Here is a 17,564-nt window from a genome sequence, read left to right on the forward strand (position 1 = left end):
CTTTATTTGATGAATTTTAATAACTATGCGATTTTATCGCATCAGTACTAATGCTGTTTCGGAGATAAAGAATGGCGTCGTGTCGTGCAAACTCATCAATTATGACAGCAAGAATGATGCATTCAGAGGTGCGCGACGCTCGTTCTTTGAGGGTATGGAAGGCGCTGGGTTTAGTTGGGGATTCAGCAACGTTATCTCAGGAGAGGGCTATGGATGTATACGCAAATACTCTCAGAACGAGCATCTTATGGGCACCACCGTCTACTCGTTGCCTTATTTGGCGGTATGCCGTTATACGGGTGTGCAACCCACTGAGCAGACGCCCAAGCAGCGTAACATTGAATATTCGCATACCGATTTCTTCACGATCTCGCACCGCGACGTGATGAAATACCGCAATGTCATTAAAGATAAAATCGTAATCCTTGGTACCATCAATGAGGAGGCCGACACCCATATCACCCCTTTGGGCAAGATGCCAGGCATGAAGATACAGGCGTTTGCCATGCTTTCGAGCATGGCTCATCACCGCGTGTTGGCAGCAAGCGGTGCCATTAGCCTATTGCTGACAATCTTGGTGTGTTATTTCTCCGCATGGGTGGGCGTTGAATTGATGCGCCGTTATCCCTTCACTTATATCTATTGGATTAAGGTTTACTATTTTGCCATGACGGCGTTCTTGGTTGGAGCCAGCTTTTTGCTTTTCTCTCGCTTCAATTATTACATCAGCCTATTGCTGCCGCTGGTGGGCTTGGCATTGGTCGAGACATCGCGTTTGCAGTACAAATGGATAGTGATGATGCTGTCGAAACACACTCACTGGAAATTCATCAAAAAGTCAATATATTATGTCGAACCATAAGTTTGCGCTCCTATTTGCGCTCATGTTAGCGTTGGTTACGCTCTCTTTGTTGGCTAAAGGAGCCCCTGGCGACGACGAGGGCAAGGCTCTCTTGGCAAAAGCCGACTCACTTTACCGATTGGGTTATTTTGAAAAGGCGGTGCCTGTTTATCTGCAGGCGGCTCAGCTGGGCAATGCAGAGGCTCAGTTTGACATGGGATACGCTTGTTATAATGGTGAAGGCACCGACCGCGACTATACATCGGCCGCCATGTGGTTTAAGCGTGCGGCGCGTCAGCAGTTTGCCAAAGCCCAGTATAATTTGGCTTATTGCTACATGAATGGGCGTGGAGTGCCACGCGATTACGACAAGGCGTCTGACCTGTTGCATAGCTCTGCTGAGAACAATTATAAGCGGGCCCAGTTGACCTTGGCCGACTGCTACGCCAAGGGCATCCTTGTGGAGCAGGACGAGGCTGAGAGTGGGCGTTGGAAACTGCGTGCCGAGGACAACCAAGGCGTAAGACCGGCCGTGTCCCCAGTGGCGGAAAAAGAAAAGACAAATGTGGGTGACACTAAAGAAGAGCAGCCTGTGGGCCACGCAATTCCTGCCAAAGCACAGGCGAAAGCACAACAACCCATAGCCCATAAGCCTGTAACGGCACCTTCCAACGTGATTAAAGCGGCAGCCAACGCTCAGAAAGCCATTAGCCAAAAGGAGACATTGGAGGGCGATTTCTCCATTGATGTCACATTGCCGGGCGAGGAAGGCGAGACTGTTGTCGCAGAAGCGGAACCCAAGGCGAGGCAAGAAAATGTGGCCGATGCAACGCCGACGGAGGCCACGAAGCCCAATGTCATATTGGGTCCCAAGCAATTAAAAGCCGCCGAACAGGCGCAGGCCGCCTCTGTGCACCCCACAACCACTCCCGTTCTTCGCATCCTGTATCCCGAGGATCAGTCGATGTTCCACACCGATCAGGTGAAGGTGAAGTACCAACTCATAGCAGGCAATGCAGCCGACAGTACCCGTGTGGTGGTGACCGTCGACGGCCAGCGCCAGCCACAGACACGCGCCGTGCGTGCCGCCAACACCATCGATGTGGACCTGCCCCGTCACGACTGCACGGTGATGATGTATGCACAGAACAAATATGGCAACAGTGAGCCATCCACGATACGTCTCATACGCGAGTCGACCTCGTTCGAATTGCCCAAACTTTTCGTTGTGGCCATTGGCGTGGGCGACTATCAGGACCCCAAGTTGCCCAAGTTGAAGCTCACCACCAAGGATGCGCAGGACTTTGCGCGTGCCATCGCCACCAAGAAAGGGCTGCCTTATGAGGATGTTCAGGTGAAGGTGCTTTGCGATGGTGAGGCCACGCGCGCCGATATCTTCGAGGCCATGGAATGGCTTAAGCAGGAGTCGTCGCCCAACGATGTGTGCGTGTTCTTCTACGCAGGCCATGGCCTGCGCGATGAGAAAGACCGCTTCTATTTTATTCCCCACGGATGTTCCTCAGACAAGCTCTACGACTGCTTCTCGGCTTCCGACTTCCGTAACGAGGCGGAAGACATCAACGGCAAGTTTATAGCCTTCGTCGACGCTTGCTATTCGGGCGCCTTGTTTGGCGGAACACGCTCGGCAGCCACGGCCCACTTCATTGAGCAGCTGAAGCGGTCGAAGAACGGCATGCTGCTCTACGCCTCAAGTTCGAGCGACACCAAATCGCAGGAGGATGAGTCGTGGGGCAACGGAGCTTTCACCAAGGCTTTGGTGGAGGCCATCAACGGAGCTGCGCGCGAAGATCATGCCGAGGGACTTTCGACGCAGGAATTGGAACATTTCCTCTATAAGGAGGTGCGCAAGATAACCAATTACAAGCAGACCCCCATCTTTATCAATCCTAACGGCATAGAACATTTCAACCTTTTCAATTATGAGAAATAAGCACTTACACACAGGATTCGTGCTCACACTGGTCGTTGTGGTCTGTATGGCAATGGGCGCAACGACAGTCCGGGCTCAGAAATACGTGGTCTATTCGGTGGTGGGCAAGGCTTATGTGCAGCATGGAGAGAGATTTGAGCCCATCGCTGCGCGTAGGTATCTCACTCCCAAAAGTAGGCTGAAGATAACCGAGGAGAGCGCTGTTACCATCATCGACGAAGCCAAGCTGAAGATGTTCTCCTTCACACGACCGGGCCTTAATACCGTGGGGAGCCTCATCGACCTATCCTCCAAACGTACCAAAAGCCTGACGAAGCAATACATGAGCTACTTGGTGAAACAATTGTTTAATAGCAACGGAAAGAAGATGCTTCATCCTGACGCCTACATGCAGGTTACGGGAACCAGCTACCGCGCCGAGGCAACCGACTCGCTTATGGCGGCGCGTGTGGTGCGGATAGCCGCTGAAGGAACGGCGCCGGAGGGCACCACGGAGCAGCAACTGTTCAGTAGCTCCAATCTTATTGCCTCTGATTTGGACGTGCAGTTTGAGTTGGTGGACGTGCAGACCGGGCGTCCCGTTGGCGCCCATGTGGCGCCTAACACAGCATGTTATGTGCGCGTAAAGAACAACACCTCGGAAACCCTGTATGTCAACGTGCTGAACATCGACGCCCAAGGCAACAAATACATGGTGCTTCCCATGGATGAGGACGCCACATGTGCCAACCTGCTCGTTCCGGCCAATGCCACCGTGGGTTTCAAGGCCGACCCGTTTATCACCTCCGACACGCCGTCGACCGACGCCTTTGTGCTTGTGGCCACCGAAACGCCAGTCAACTTCAGCATTCTGATGAACGCCATCACGGCAGGGAAGGCCGATGGAGCGCGCGTCAGGGTTGGGGTGGCACGCACCGTTCTGAATACCAAACACTGACACTTTCCACCTTATTATATTAAGCCCCATGAAAATTAGCATAATGAGAAGCGCGCTTGTGGCCCTTGTGCCATTGGCCCTGTTGGCCACCAACACCTTACGGGCGCAGACGAAGCCAGTAGCCACGCAGACGGTGACTGCCGACAAGGCAGAGGCCGACCAACAGGTGTTTCGGCAGCTTGCCGCCTACTCGGGCGGACAACTCATAGTTCCACCGCTGACGGTGCCCGACAGCCTGCTCTCGCCAACCCGCGAGGAGGGCGTCGTGTTGTTGCGGGGAACATCGTTCCAAATCGACGCGCTGCGTTCGGATGTTTTCATCGACGCCGCTACACGCAAGCCCATCTTCAGCAAGCGCTTCCCCATGGAGAGCGCCGTCAATCTGTTGATGAATGTGCTGGCCGACAACCGATACTCTATCCGCGTAACCCAGCACCAATATGGAAACGTCAAGAAGACCATAACCATGCCCATGAGGGGTATTTATCAGGTGCTGGCTACCGACAGGCAGGTTTTCTGTAATGTCACCAAGATAGACAAGGGCAGCATAGAGGCCGACTTGGTGATGTTCCACAAGAAGCTCAATAACATACACCTCTTTACAATACACATGGATATGGACGAGCTGTTCAAGGCCGAAGGGAAGCTCACGGCCCAGCTCTACGCCAATATTCCGCAAGGAAGCATCAAATCGATTTTTAGCAAGAAAGATAAGGAGAAGAAAAGATGAACAAACAGACAATTATGCGCATGATGGCAAGTGTGGCCCTGGTTTTTGCCACCGCAGTGGGTGCATTGGCCGACACGACGTTCAAAATTACGGATGGTGTGGTGGACGAAAAGGTGAAGGCCGCCATGGAAGCCAACGTCACAGCGCTTATTATGACCTTTCATGACGCAGCCGAAAAGGGCGAGAAAACAATAAAGCTCTCGAAGGACAACGTGTCGAAGGCGGCTGTCGACGAGATTAAGGAAATATGGAAGAGTAGCGCCATGAGCTGCCCGCCGATGAACCTCAACTGCCGTTGCCTGAAAACGAAGGACGGCTATCAGGTGAGGGGCATACCGGTAGACATGGTGGAGGCCGACGAGGACGAGGCGCGACAGGAACTTACCATCAGCTTCGACCCCATGGGACTCATCACCAACGTGGCCATTGCCATTGAGATGAACCGCTACGAGGAACTGATGGCAGAGAAGGAATCGGAGCTCGACTATGCGAGACGCCAGATCATCGTGGATTTCATAGAGAATTTCCGCACGGCTTACAACCGCAAGGACAACGCCATGCTCAACAGCGTGTTTAGCGATAAGGCGCTCATCATCACCGGACGAGTGGTGAAGGAAAAGCCCAATAGCGACATGACAAGGATGACGCTGAACAACAACAAGGTGGTGTATATCAAGCAAACCAAGCAGGAATATCTCACCAAGTTGGCACAGGTGTTCAAGACGGTGAAGTACATCAACGTGAAGTTCTCCGACATTGAGATCACCGAGCACCCCAAGTTCGACAACATCTATGGTGTGACGCTTCGGCAGTTGTGGCGGACTAACAGATACCAAGATGAGGGCTTCCTCTTCCTGATGATCGACTTCCGAGACTCCGACAACCCACTCATACAGGTGCGCACCTGGCAACCCTACAAGGATATGGCGGGCAACATCGTTACGCAGAGGAAGGACGTGTTCCACCTGGGCTCATTCCGAATAGTGCGCTAAAGTGCGCCTGCTTGGCCCGCGCCTATGTACCACAACAATGACATTAACATCATTAAATACAAATCTAACAATAACCACAAAATGGTGAAACATCTCATGATTATTGCAATGGCATGCCTCATGGCACCTGTTGCATTTGCTCAAAATGTGCTGGAAGTGACCGACGTGTCGCAACCCAATGATGTGTATTCAAGCGATGACGGTAAGGCTGTTGTCGTCGTGAAATGCAACAAGACCATCCCCCTCATGTTCGAGTCGACCATGGACAAGACAGCCAATCCGTACAATACCCTCGCCGAGGGTAACGACTCCATCTATTACATCGAGTTTCCCACGGGCTCGCGTTATCGTGGACGCCAACTCAGCATCAAATCGCCAGGCTACAACACCGTGACCATAAGCCTCGAAGACCTCAAGCCAAAGCAGGCGGTGACGCTCTTGGCTGTCGACCCAAATAGCATGGTGGACGCTGGATGCTACCGTGGACACCGAAACAGAGGCTTGGAGGAACTGAAGAAGATGAACTACAACGAGGCGCGCATACAGTTTGAGGTGGCTACCGAGTGTAGCGACGTCGATACGATAGAAAACAATGAGAACCTGGCCTTGGTGGACTCGATCATCTATTATCGCAACAAGGCGGAGTTGCTCTTTAAGATGCATAACTATCGCGAGGCCGCCAATCTCTATAAGAAGGTGCTGATGTACAACTCGTACGACTCGTATGCCAACGACCGCCAGGCGGAATGCATGCTGAAGTATGTGGACGAGTGCAGCATGACGATGGAGCAGGCGCAATATTATGACAGCGAAAAACAGTATCAGCAGGCATTGCCCCTTTACCGACAGATCGTGGAGAACGACTGCCCGTCGCGGCTGTTGGCCCAGCAGCAGATCAACCGCATCGAGCTGTTGCTCAACCAGCGTAAGAATCATTCGCGCGTGTTTACCTACGAGTATACCAAGGATACGCCTATCGGATTCTCGTATGGTAAATACAACATGCACAAGGTGGGTGGCTTCTTCGGCATGAGCGTCAACAAGAACGTGTTCGACATGATGCGCAACGACTGCACGGTGGGCGATATGCCTGAGGTAAACGTGAACTTCGGTTGGACCATCAAGATTGCGAGCCCCGTGTGGGTGTTCTTCGGACCGGGCGCTACCGTGAAGTGCTACTACGGCGACTATAAGCCCATTGGACTGAAGGATAAGATCTATCCCAATAAGGACGGATTCCCCAACGACCCCGACAACAAGCTCGTCGTGGGCAGCGACCAGAAAGAGGGTAGCGTTTATACCAACGACGACACCAAGGCCAATGCTGCGTGGGCTATATCGCCTGTGGCCGGTATCGCTGTGAAGTACTCCTATTTCGCCCTGCGCCTCACTTACCAGTACCGATTTGCCATGGACACGAACCTGAAGGATTTCATCGGACAACAGGCATTCTCGGTGGGTGTGGGTGTGAGCTTCTAACTTAAGCAGCCTAACACAACGCATTAGGCCATCATATCAATAACGTAAGCCAACATGATACACATTGGACAACTCATCAGAGAAGAGCTCGACCGACAAGGACGGTCGGTGGGCTGGTTGGCCAAACAGTTGGGACGAAGCCGGTCGGTGGTATACCGATTTGTTGCGAACAACAGTTTGGACACGGAGGTCGTTGCGAACATCTCGCGCATCTTGCATCGCGATTTCTTTAAGGAACTGTCTGACGACATTGACGTTGAGCCTAAGGGCACCGACAAAGAGTGTTGAACTGCGTAATGGCAAGCGCCAATGGGTTGGGCTTCGGACTTTTGGGGAAACCGATTCCGGTTGGTTTCACAAGCTCCGAGCCCCAACCCTTTTTGTTTTCCTGCCATGGGAAATGGCTTGCTGGACCTGCTATGCCCAGCCCCAATCTCCATGAGGTGAGGGCGCCTGGGGGGGGAGATGGCTTGGTGTTGGCGGTGGCGCGGATGAGCGAATGGAAACAGGCGAGGCATGTGTTGTAAGGGATTATGGCTAAAAAGTTTGTTAGGTTTTTCCGGTGAACTAGCGAGCCAAAAAGCCGTTTTTGCGAGATTTTAGTTGCGGAAGTGATAGAAGAATTTGCGGTTGGGCGTCTTTCGAGTTGCAATACATGCCTAACCGAGATGCAAAAGGCCATGTTTCGAGTCTCGGTTAGCCATGTTTCGCAGTGCGGTTAGGCATGTTTCGCGGAGTAGAAGGGGGAATAATGGATGTTGAGAAGATTGTGATCTCTGTAATGTGTTGAGCGTTAGTGGGTTATAGAAATTGCCTAAGAATCGCGTATTTGCACCAAATTGTTTGGTCGTGGAAAAGAAATGTGTAGATTCCAATGTAGTTTGTTGCGGATTTTTTGCATGAAACCCCAATGTGGGCCGTTATATGAAAATCTGTGAGGCGTAAGCCGTTGGTTACGCGAAATAATCGTTAAATCTTCTAAAATCTTGCAGATTGCAAGGCTGTATTCGGCGAAATCTTTGTATTTTTGCAATCTAAAACGTATTATTAGCGTGAAAATAGTAAAAGTGGTTAATGCCCTTGAACAATTCGCGCCTCTGCCCCTGCAAGAAGGCTTCGATAATGCCGGCTTGCAGATCGGATTAACAGAAGCGGAAGTCTCAGGGGCTTTATTGTGTCTTGACGTTACCGAGGCCATCGTTGATGAGGCTATCGCCTTGGGCTGTAACCTCATTGTGTCGCACCATCCGCTGATATTCCATAAGCTCAGCCATATCACTGGCGAGGACTGTGTGCAGCGCACGGTGATGAAAGCCATAGAGAACCATATCTGCATCGTCTCCATGCACACCAATATGGACAGTGCGCGCGGAGGGGTCAACTATAAGATTGCGGAGAAGATGGGGCTCGATGGGTTGCGCTTCTTCGGCAAACAGCAGACAGTCGACGGCGTTGAAGGTGGCGAGGGTGTCATCGGCGAATTGCCGGAGGCTATTGCAGCCGATGACCTGATTATCATGCTCAAACGCGCGTTCGACGTGGAGAGCGTTATGGCCAACCAATTGCTGCGCCGCCCCATACGTACGGTGGCGCTCTGCGGTGGCGCTGGCGACTTCCTGCTCGATGAGGCCATACGCCAAGGGGCCGACGCGTTTGTGACGGGCGAGATGCACTACCATCAGTATTTTGGCCATGAGCAGCAGATACAGATCGCGGTCATCGGCCATTACCAGAGTGAGCAATTCACCAACGAAATCTTCCGCGACATCATCAATAAGGAGTGCCCTGGTGTGAAATGCTACCTCACAAGAACGAATACAAATCCAATCATATACCTCTAATTATTATGACTGTAAAGAAAGAACACTCCACAGAGATGACGGTGGAGGAAAAACTTAAGGCTTTGTTCCAGTTGCAGACCACCCTGTCGGGTATCGACGAGAAGCGTGCGCTCAGAGGTGAGTTGCCTCTCGAAGTGAGCGACTTGGAAGATGAGATTGCAGGTCTTAACACCCGCCTGACCAAGATTGAGGGCGAAATTACCGACTTCCAGACTGCCGTGGCGCAAAAGCGCAACGAGATTGAGCAGGCACAGGTGAGCGTGGAGCGCTACAAGAAGCAGCTCGACGAGGTGCGCAACAACCGCGAATATGATACGCTGAGCAAGGAGATTGAGTTCCAGGAGCTCGAGATTGAGCTTTGCAACAAGAAGATACGTGAGGCCAGTCAGAAGGTGGCTGAGCGCCAAGAGGACCTGAAGAAGACGCAGGAGACTATCAGCGAGCGTCAGAAAGATCTCGAGATGAAGCGCAATGAGCTCGACGAGATCATGCAGGAGACTCGTGACGTGGAGGAGAAGCTGAAGGAGAAGGCTAAGGAACTCGAGAGCCAGATTTCGACTGTCGACGCTCGTCTGCTCAGCAGCTTCAAGCGTATCCGCAAGGGTGCTCGCAATGGTTTGGGTATCGTGTATGTGCAGCGTGATGCTTGCGGTGGTTGCTTCAACAAGATTCCGCCACAGCGTCAGCTCGATATCAAGATGCACAAGAAGATCATCGTGTGCGAGTACTGCGGTCGTATTCTCATCGATCCTGAGTTGGCTGGTGTGAAGATGGAGGTGGCTGAGGACGAAAAGCCCAAGCGTAAGACGCGCACCACACGTCGCACCAAGAAGACCGACGACGCTGCCGCTGAGTAATGAGACCATCATCGGATGCTTCGTAAGGTTGAACGGAGAATGTAGGGATGCGCCATGGACTGCTCTATGGGTTCTCTGTGGCTTGGTTTTTGAACCTTCCGCGTTTTCCGTCGTGCTGTCAATGGGAGTTTGGCGAGTGTCTGCGGGTTAGTCGATATTTGTCGATGACCCACTTTTGAGCCATGCGCATTGGACTTGAATAGCCTACCGAAAGTGCTCGATGGATATTTTATAAGAAGGGCCCCGGTTGCTTGATGATAAGCGGCCGGGGCCCTTTCGCGTTGCGACGCTTGGCTTCCGTATGTGGTTCTTGTGTCCGAATTTTTGAACATATATTTGCTTGCGAAAAAGGTTGGTTCTGTAGGGCGCGAACGCTTTCTTCGTGTGTGGAGCTTGGGTTCTTCGTGTGTGGAGCTTGGTTTCTTCGTGTGTAGAGTTTGGGCTCTTCGTGTGTAGAGTTGCTTATGCAAGTTGTGGCGCATGGCTTCTGGCCGAATGGCGTGGCGGTTGCGAAGGTTGGGGGCAACAGGCAAAGAGCGATGGTCTTCGCCTGCCCATTATGAGGGATAATGGATGTGAGGGGTAGGGTGTTGCTGGTAGGTGTAGTGGTGATTGTCTACGGAGTGTAGGAGAACGCGGTTGGGGGCGCAATGATCCATGAGATATTATATGTTGTATAACGTACTATATACGCCCGGATGTTGTGGCTCGTGGTTGCGTCATGCGATGGGCTTGGCGATGCGTAGTGTTTATGCCTGCGCTTGTGTTTCTTATATTATATAAGGTAATTTGCGCTTGTGTATTACGTTATGTGTTACGTTATACTTCGTTCGTTTCCATGAAGTACGCCGTGCTCTATTATGATATATCCTGTAAGGTATTATGTCGTGTGCGGCAATTTGTTGCGGTATATCTTGTGGGGCGTTGGATGGGAGATAGCGGGTGGATACAGTGTATCCCGCAAACTACTACGTGAAGCGTTGTGCGGCATTTCGGTGTATCTCACGAGTTATACCATTGTGCGGCATGCGACTGCACGATGTATCTTGTGAACCATACCGTTGTTTTGAATAGGGTGGAAGGTGGCGTTTCGTGCAGCTGTTGAAACGTTCTTTGTGTACAGAATACGTTATACCCTATCGAGATAACATGTTATATCTTGTATGATTACTACGTTATATTCCGTGGTTTGGCAATGTTATATCATGTTATTGGTATACGAACTGTGTCGTAAGAGGAACATACTATATGTTGTTCCTATATCATACGGTCGCTTATAATATATAATACGATATCCCTTGTATGCGTTATGTTATATCCTGTAATGATGTTACGATGTATGTTGTGGTGATATTACGTTATGCGTTGTAGTCTTGGTATGTTATATCTTATGAGCCGACAATGTTGTATTGCGTAGTTATGTCATAACATATAACGTAAGGTATAGCGGTGTGTTCATTTCTGTGTTATGATATATCTTATGATTAGGTTACGGCGTATCTTATAGATACCTTGTGTTATATATCGTAATCGCCGTGCAAGGTGGCATATTTTGCGTGACGTTATACCCCGTAATATACTTCGGGAGACAATAAAAAACACCACGTTGCCTCCTAACGAGGTATAACGTGGTGTATTGTGTGGATTTGGTTGGGTGCGGAATCTTGTTGTGGTAATTATCTGAAACCTCTTGATTTCCAAATAGTTTCCTTTGCGGCGTTGATTTCTTGCAGTTTCTTTTCGGCTGCTTTTCTTACGTCTTCGCCTAGTGAAGCGACGCGGTCGGGATGGTTTTCCAAGGCCAACTTGCGGTAGGCTTTCTTTAGCTCCTCCTCAGTGGCGTTGGGGCTCATGCCCAGCACTTTGTAGGCGGCGTCGACGCTTGTGCTTGCGTCGTGAAGGTTGAGCATGCGGTCAACTTCCACTGCGCTCAATCCAAGACCGATGGCGCATCTTTTTAGTGCGTCTACTTCTTCTGTTGTGACCACACCATCGGCTTGGGCAATCATCGAAAGGAAGTGGAGAAGCTGCAAACGCTGTTCGTAAACCATGGTGCCTTGCAATTGTTGGCAGCACTTCATAACAGTGTTTCCATATTCTGTAGCGCCCATGATCTTTTGCTGTTCGAAGAGCCGCAGAAGGATTTGCTCGCCCTCGCGAACGGCAGCTTCTCCGAAGTTTGAGCGCAACCATTGTCTCACAAGATTCATCTCCGAATGCATGATCTTGCCATCTGCGCTGATGATATACGACGCTAAAACGAGCAATGAAAAGCGAAATGTGTTACGCTCGCTCTCTGCGGTTCGTTCCTGATGCCTGTGATATTGGTCTTGTTGTGACCTGCCATCACCGTAAGTGCCGTCGCCATCAAACACGCCACCTCCGTTGTTGTCCGATTGGAAACTGCGATCGAGGAGGGCGCCAAGCGCAAAACCAGCCAGCGCACCGAGCGGACCGCCCATTTGAAGGCCAATAAAGCCTCCTATCCATTTGCCTAAAGCCATAATGTCTGTTTTTGTAGGGTTATTGAATGATTGCCTTGCCTTTGTCTCGCTTTTGAGCTCTTTTGTGCCCGTTTCCTGTGCTTTTAAGGCCCTTTCCTGTGACTTTAAGGCCCTTTCCTGTGACTTTCTGGCTCTTTCCTGAGCCTTTTGGCTGCTTTTCCTTTGGATTTTTATGGAAATTGGGCCTTTTGTGAGACCCGCTTCCAAGTTTTTACGGAGACAAGATACTCCTCCTGCAGTTGCATTTGTTGTCGTTTGTCGACGTCTCCAGTACGGATCGAGGTTCGCTTTCAGCCCTCTTTTCTGTCACTTTTGGTCCTGTCTACGGTTGTTTTCATCCCTGTTTTCAGACACTTTTTTGCCTGATTAGCAGGCGTTTTGCCCCAAATGACGGGAAAATCTAAGGCTCTCGCAGGTCGTTGGGCATGTTAGGCTCAGCAGTTAACGTTGCAAATTTAACAAAAAAACCTTGCCTAAGGGCATCTGTTTGATGGAAATTCACTACCTTTGCGCCAAATTAATCATTATTATACAAGCAATCACAATGAATATAGCACTTGCTTTAATCGTGTTTTTGGTGGCAGCCTTGTTGATTTGGGGCATTGCAGAGGCTCATTATAAGGATTTCCACTATGAGGAGGACAAGCCTCACCACCCAGATCCTACAGCTCAAAAGGGTCCTCACAAGGAGCTGAACATCCGCGACATTATGCGCGACAACAGCACTAGCGGGTACAACGCAGTAGGGTAGAACCATAGCCGATCCTTCGGCTTCTTGGTTCGCGAAAAGCCACCTTCACCTTCGGGTAAAGGTGGCTTTTCGCGTTATAACGCTGATAATTAAGTGGTTACGAATGGTGTGATTGGCTCGTTTCGGATATTTTTGTTGTGCTATCAATGCTTCCGGAAAGTGTCTTTGGCTCGATTGGGCTGTGCCGCTAAGATGTTCAGAGGGATTTGCTGGCGTCTCATAAAGTGTCCTCTGTGCGTTCGACGGGTGGCTTTTATGCGTTCGAAATATGGTTCTTGTGCGTTCGAAATGTGGTTTTTGTGCGTTCAAAATGTGGCTTTTATACGTTCAAAAGTCGACTTCTGAGTGTTTTGTAAGTATGTGTTTCCTGTAGTAAGAGTGTTCGTTATTGCCGTGTATAGCCTCGATTTTTATGTGAAATGGAAGGAATGGACTCGTTAAGTGGGATGATTTGGGGTAGGAGGGCTGTCCTGCGAGTGTTCTGAGGCCGTTTTTTGAGATTTTAAGTGGTGTTTTATGAATTTGTGTGGATGTATACCGTTTGTAATGCTTGAAAAGCTCTGTAAGCGCATTAAGACGGTCCCGTCGATGCGTCTAAACCACTCTGGCGATGCATCTAAGCCGCGCAGGAAGTGCGGTTAAAACCGCTTTGCAAGCACATAAAACCGCGAAGCTTACGTGTTTGGGCGCAAAAACGCTCTAAAAACGCCAGAAAAGTGCCAGACGTAGGGCATAAAGCCCCCCGTTGGACGGCATAAAGCCACCCATTGGACGGCATAAATCACCTGTTGGACGGTATAAAATCACTTGTTGGAACACGCCAGAGGAACGTATGGAGTGGCTTGAAACTGCTCCAAAATGCGTTTTTTGAACGTAAAAACAGCATTTTCCTTTGTTCAACGAAACGCATGCGGTCTCGGGCGCTACTGCTGTTAGTTGCCTCCTGAAATGCATTTCTTTTGTGGCTTTTGTCAGATTTCTTCGTATCTTGGGATGTGATCCAAGTATAAACATTCTTTATTATTATAATTCACTTTGCAGCAATAGTGGTTCAAGCCGTTTGAAACGATGAGATAGTCCACGTGAAGCAGAATGTTGTAAGCTGCAATTTGCTCGAAAACTCGTTGTGTAATGGGAATCGTTGGGGCCTTGTATTCGATGATCATCTTGGGCCGAAGGTGACGGTCGTATAGCACGCTGTCGGCACGAAGTTGCTTGTCGCCTACCCGCAAAGGCACCTCGTTGGCCAACAATGTCTGTGGGTACCCCAAGTGTTCGATGAGATAATGAATGAAACTTTGGCGCACCCACTCTTCCGGGGTCAATGCCACATAGCGTCGGCGCAGCACGTCGAGGACGCGCGGATGCTCGCGCGTGCCCTGCAATTTTATGTCGAAGGAGGGAAGGTTTAACGGAATCATTTTATTATCTTTGCATGTAGTTCTTGTGCAAAGATAGTCAATTGGCACGAGATTTTGCAATAATCAACAAGAAGAAATATGCCGGAAAAGAGGCCGAGCGTCACCTTCGACGCCATTATGAAGGACCTGAAGGAGGGTCATTACGCACCTATTTATATATTAATGGGTGATGAATCGTATTACATCGACCGGATAAGCGACTACATCCAGGAACATGTGCTGACTCCCGATGAGCAGGCTTTTAACCAAACCGTGGTTTTCGGAGCAGATGTCAATGCTGCGGGCATCGCCGACATGGCCATGTCTTATCCGATGATGGCCAGTCATCGGGTGGTGATTGTGAAAGAGGCGCAGGCTCTGCGATCGTTCGAACGATTGGAGAAATATGCAGAGAAACCGTTGGCCTCGACCATCTTGGTCATCTGTTACAAGAATGGTTCCATTAACCGTCGGCTGAAATTTGTGTCTGCGGCCGAACGGGCGGGAGTGGTGTTCGAGAGCAAAAAGCTCAAGGATTACCAGTTGCCCACTTTCATCCGCGATTACCTGAAAAAGAAAAACGCGTCGATCGACGACAAGAGTGCAAGTATGCTCGCTGACCATATCGGCTCCGACCTGAACCGCATGATGTCGGAACTCGACAAATTGCTTATCTCGCTGCCTGAGGAGGATAGGCGAGTGACGCCGAGTGTTGTCGAGAAGAATGTTGGCGTGAGCAAAGACTTCAACGCCTTTGAGTTTCGCAATGCCATCATCAACAAGGATGTTTTTAAGGCAAATCAGATAATCAAATATTTTAACAGCAATCCGAAAGCTGGTTCGTTGTATTCGCTCCTCCCATTCCTTTTTAGTTTTTTTCAGAACTTGATGGTAGCTTTTTACGCCCCCAATTCCAGCGATCCGCAGAGCCTCGCAGGGTATCTCGATTTGCGTTCCACATGGGGTACGAAAGACTATCTTGCTGGCATGAGAAATTACTCGGGAAGAAAAACTCTTCAAATTTTGGAGAAACTACGCGAGATTGATGCCAAAAGTAAGGGTTTGGACAACCCAAATACCGATGCAGGCGACCTTATGAAGGAGCTAATTTTCTTCATTTTGCACTGATTTTTATCCAAAAAACGTGGATTTCCGCTCTAGAATGGTGAAGCTCCACGACCTCGTTTTTTAGGCCTAACTCCGTGAGAATAGGGGAGTTTGGCCTATTTTTATGCTCTTGAGAATCGCGTATTTGAAAGCGATTCGTACCGTTGTTAGGAATATCTTCTCTATTTCGATTCTTCGTTATTTTTGCCCCCGCGGATTCATTGTTAACACTTGTTTGCATTTAATAAAACGAAATACGAAACATTAAACCCAAATCACGCGGTTGTTAATTTGATATTTCGGATTTCGAAATTCGAAGAAAATGCTTCGGGATGCAAAATATCGAAAGATTCTAAATCGCGAATCATCGCATTTCAAAATTCGCATTGATAATTATACACACGTGTTATGTTGTTTGTAAAAGCCTTATTATTAGCATAATACAACTTTTCGAATAACTATAATTGGTACAAACGATAAAGTTTTTGCTTGCGAAACATGCATAAATGCCATTTTAGATGTCAAACCGTTCCATATATCCCTATTTTAACCAGTTAGTTACCAAAAATTGCTCTAAAAAGCCTTATAGTCTACAATCAGCAGGTAATTCGGATTTTAATATTTGAATCCATTGTGGCATAAGTTGTAAATTTGTTCATTCGAAATGCCAAATCGCAAAGTAAAACTTTATGTTTTTAAATTCCTTTCGATATAGTTGGATATTTCAAATTTATGTTTTAACTTTGCAAATCGTAGGCGAGAGCCCCTTTTTAGGCCCTAAAGCCTCGTTAAGTACAATTTGTCTGGTATGAAAGATCGAATCAAGAAAATCATGGAGTCGAATCACATGACTCAAAAAATCTTCTCGCAGTTCACCGGAATCTCCGAGGGATCGTTGAGCGGTGTGCTCAATAACAAGACTCGTCCCACCCTTCAGATGGTTGACGCCATTCACAAGCATTTCCCCCAAGTCTCGTTGGAGTGGCTGCTGTATGGTGTTGGTTCGATGGAGAGTGGCTCGGCCACCTTAGACGATGATATCAGCGAGGCTCGTCCTTCGGGAATTCCAGGCGATCCGTCTTCCTCCTCCCCTCTCCTTTTTGACATGTCTCAGCAGCCTGCTGAGCCACGTTATGTAGGCGACCCTTCTGGGCTTACCCAAAACCAAGTCAAATATATTGACAGGCCGCAACGCAAGATCACGGAGATACGCATCTTCTATGATGATCAAACTTGGGAGACTTTCACCCCCAAGAAGTAAGTTGTGCAGGTTCAAAATCAGGTCAGACCCAAGTGGTTTTGGCCTGTTTTTTTATCCGCTCAATCCCGTTTCGTCGTCCTTCCATTTCCGTTCCTGCTTCTCATCTTTCTCGTTCCGTTCGTTCTGTTTTCCCGTTTCGTCGTCCTTCCATTTCCGTTCCTGCTTCTCATCTTTTTCGTTCCGTTCGTTCTGTTTTCCCGTTTCGTCGTCCTTCCATTTCCGTTCCAACTTCTCTTCTTTCTCGTCCCGTTCGTTCTGTTTTCCCGTTTCGTCGTCCTTCCATTTCCGTTCCTGCTTCTCATCTTTCTCGTCCCGTTCGTTCTGTTTTCCCGTTTCGTTGTCCTTCCATTTTCGTTCCACCCTTCCACCATCTCCAAACCGTTTGTGTTCGTTTGTCGTTTCTCTCTCCTCCTATTTCCTTTTTGTTGAACTCTTGTCGTTATTCTTCTTCTCTCGGTTTTCCATAAAGTCCATTCAAGTTTTGGGGTTTGTTTGGCGTTTGGTCCTATTGCGTGTATTCAGGAGTTTGCTAAATGGCTTTTATGAGTACTTGGTAGTATGCCTCAGTCCCATTGCTTTTCTCGCCAAAGATATTCCCGGAAGATGCGGTGTAGACCTTAAGTTGTATTGCAGAACACCTTTAGTTGTTATTGCATAACCTCTGGTTCGGGTATCGAAGCTATTGGTGATAATAGTTGTCGTTGCGTTTTTTGGCTAAAAAGTTGTGTCGGGATTTCCGTTAAACTAGAGGTTGTTCCAGCCGTTTAGTAGAGATTTTGGTGGCTCGACTGAGACGAGCCTTTACCAAAAGGCATGTATCGTGTTGCGAAAAGGCATGTTTCGAGACTCGATCGGGCGTGTTTTGTCTTTTCCTGATTTCACTTGTCAGTTTTTACCCTGGTTTACTATAATG

15 protein-coding genes are annotated in these 17,564 nt (G+C 49.1%); 12 read left to right on the forward strand and 3 right to left on the reverse strand.

All coding sequences use genetic code 11. The annotated features are described in order from the left end of the window. Window positions 1-25 precede the first annotated feature (25 nt). The 9 genes from WKK33_RS09145 to WKK33_RS09185 all read left to right on the forward strand — a co-directional run bounded on the left by WKK33_RS09145 (window position 26) and on the right by WKK33_RS09185 (window position 9,628). Complete coding sequence (locus WKK33_RS09145; RefSeq protein WP_337933519.1) at window positions 26-862, forward strand: CHASE2 domain-containing protein; 837 nt, start codon at window positions 26-28, stop codon at window positions 860-862. Next, window positions 849-2,792, forward strand: coding sequence for a caspase family protein (locus WKK33_RS09150; RefSeq protein WP_337933521.1), 1,944 nt, complete (start codon window positions 849-851; stop codon window positions 2,790-2,792). Before WKK33_RS09145 ends, WKK33_RS09150 begins: the two co-directional genes overlap by 14 nt. Then, complete coding sequence (locus WKK33_RS09155; RefSeq protein ID WP_337933522.1) at window positions 2,782-3,729, forward strand: hypothetical protein; 948 nt, start codon at window positions 2,782-2,784, stop codon at window positions 3,727-3,729. The genes WKK33_RS09150 and WKK33_RS09155 overlap by 11 nt, the downstream gene beginning before the upstream one ends. Window positions 3,730-3,757: 28 nt before the next feature. Then, window positions 3,758-4,459: a hypothetical protein gene (locus WKK33_RS09160; protein WP_337933524.1), complete on the forward strand. Its 702-nt coding sequence runs from the start codon at window positions 3,758-3,760 to the stop codon at window positions 4,457-4,459. Then, the gene (locus tag WKK33_RS09165; RefSeq protein ID WP_337933526.1) at window positions 4,456-5,451 is read left to right on the forward strand and encodes a nuclear transport factor 2 family protein; all 996 of its coding nucleotides are present in this window, start codon (window positions 4,456-4,458) and stop codon (window positions 5,449-5,451) included. The genes WKK33_RS09160 and WKK33_RS09165 overlap by 4 nt, the downstream gene beginning before the upstream one ends. Window positions 5,452-5,571: 120 nt before the next feature. Beyond that, window positions 5,572-6,930, forward strand: coding sequence for a tetratricopeptide repeat protein (locus WKK33_RS09170; protein WP_337933528.1), 1,359 nt, complete (start codon window positions 5,572-5,574; stop codon window positions 6,928-6,930). A 54-nt stretch (window positions 6,931-6,984) separates the two neighbouring features. Further along, window positions 6,985-7,218 carry an XRE family transcriptional regulator gene (locus WKK33_RS09175; RefSeq protein ID WP_337933529.1) on the forward strand — a complete coding sequence of 78 codons (234 nt, stop codon included), beginning with the start codon at window positions 6,985-6,987 and terminating at the stop codon, window positions 7,216-7,218. 764 nt (window positions 7,219-7,982) lie between these two features. Then, entirely contained in the window at window positions 7,983-8,771 is a 789-nt protein-coding gene (locus WKK33_RS09180; protein ID WP_337933530.1) for a Nif3-like dinuclear metal center hexameric protein, read from the forward strand. Window positions 8,772-8,776: 5 nt separating this feature from the next. After that, window positions 8,777-9,628: a C4-type zinc ribbon domain-containing protein gene (locus WKK33_RS09185; protein ID WP_337933531.1), complete on the forward strand. Its 852-nt coding sequence runs from the start codon at window positions 8,777-8,779 to the stop codon at window positions 9,626-9,628. Window positions 9,629-11,304: 1,676 nt separating this feature from the next. Here the strand turns inward: WKK33_RS09185 and WKK33_RS09190 are convergent. After that, entirely contained in the window at window positions 11,305-12,132 is an 828-nt protein-coding gene (locus WKK33_RS09190; RefSeq protein ID WP_337933536.1) for a DnaJ domain-containing protein, read from the reverse strand. Between the two features lie 490 nt (window positions 12,133-12,622). On the opposite strand from WKK33_RS09190, the gene WKK33_RS09195 reads away from it, so the two are divergent. Continuing rightward, entirely contained in the window at window positions 12,623-12,883 is a 261-nt protein-coding gene (locus tag WKK33_RS09195) for a hypothetical protein (protein WP_337933533.1), read from the forward strand. A 971-nt stretch (window positions 12,884-13,854) separates the two neighbouring features. Here the strand turns inward: WKK33_RS09195 and WKK33_RS09200 are convergent. Then, entirely contained in the window at window positions 13,855-14,304 is a 450-nt protein-coding gene (locus WKK33_RS09200) for a type I restriction enzyme HsdR N-terminal domain-containing protein (protein ID WP_215758597.1), read from the reverse strand. Between the two features lie 78 nt (window positions 14,305-14,382). On the opposite strand from WKK33_RS09200, the gene holA reads away from it, so the two are divergent. Then, on the forward strand, window positions 14,383-15,411 hold the full coding sequence (gene holA, locus WKK33_RS09205) for a DNA polymerase III subunit delta (protein ID WP_337469647.1): 1,029 nt from the start codon (window positions 14,383-14,385) through the stop codon (window positions 15,409-15,411). Between the two features lie 787 nt (window positions 15,412-16,198). Beyond that, window positions 16,199-16,651: a helix-turn-helix transcriptional regulator gene (locus WKK33_RS09210; RefSeq protein ID WP_337570149.1), complete on the forward strand. Its 453-nt coding sequence runs from the start codon at window positions 16,199-16,201 to the stop codon at window positions 16,649-16,651. A 51-nt stretch (window positions 16,652-16,702) separates the two neighbouring features. Here WKK33_RS09210 and WKK33_RS09215 read toward each other — a convergent pair whose 3' ends face one another. Next, the gene (locus WKK33_RS09215; protein WP_337570150.1) at window positions 16,703-17,011 is read right to left on the reverse strand and encodes a hypothetical protein; all 309 of its coding nucleotides are present in this window, start codon (window positions 17,009-17,011) and stop codon (window positions 16,703-16,705) included. Between the last annotated feature and the right edge of the window lie 553 nt (window positions 17,012-17,564).

The sequence above is a fragment of the Hallella sp. genome, assembly GCF_037460745.1.
Classification (GTDB): Bacteria; Bacteroidota; Bacteroidia; order Bacteroidales; family Bacteroidaceae; genus Prevotella; species Prevotella faecis.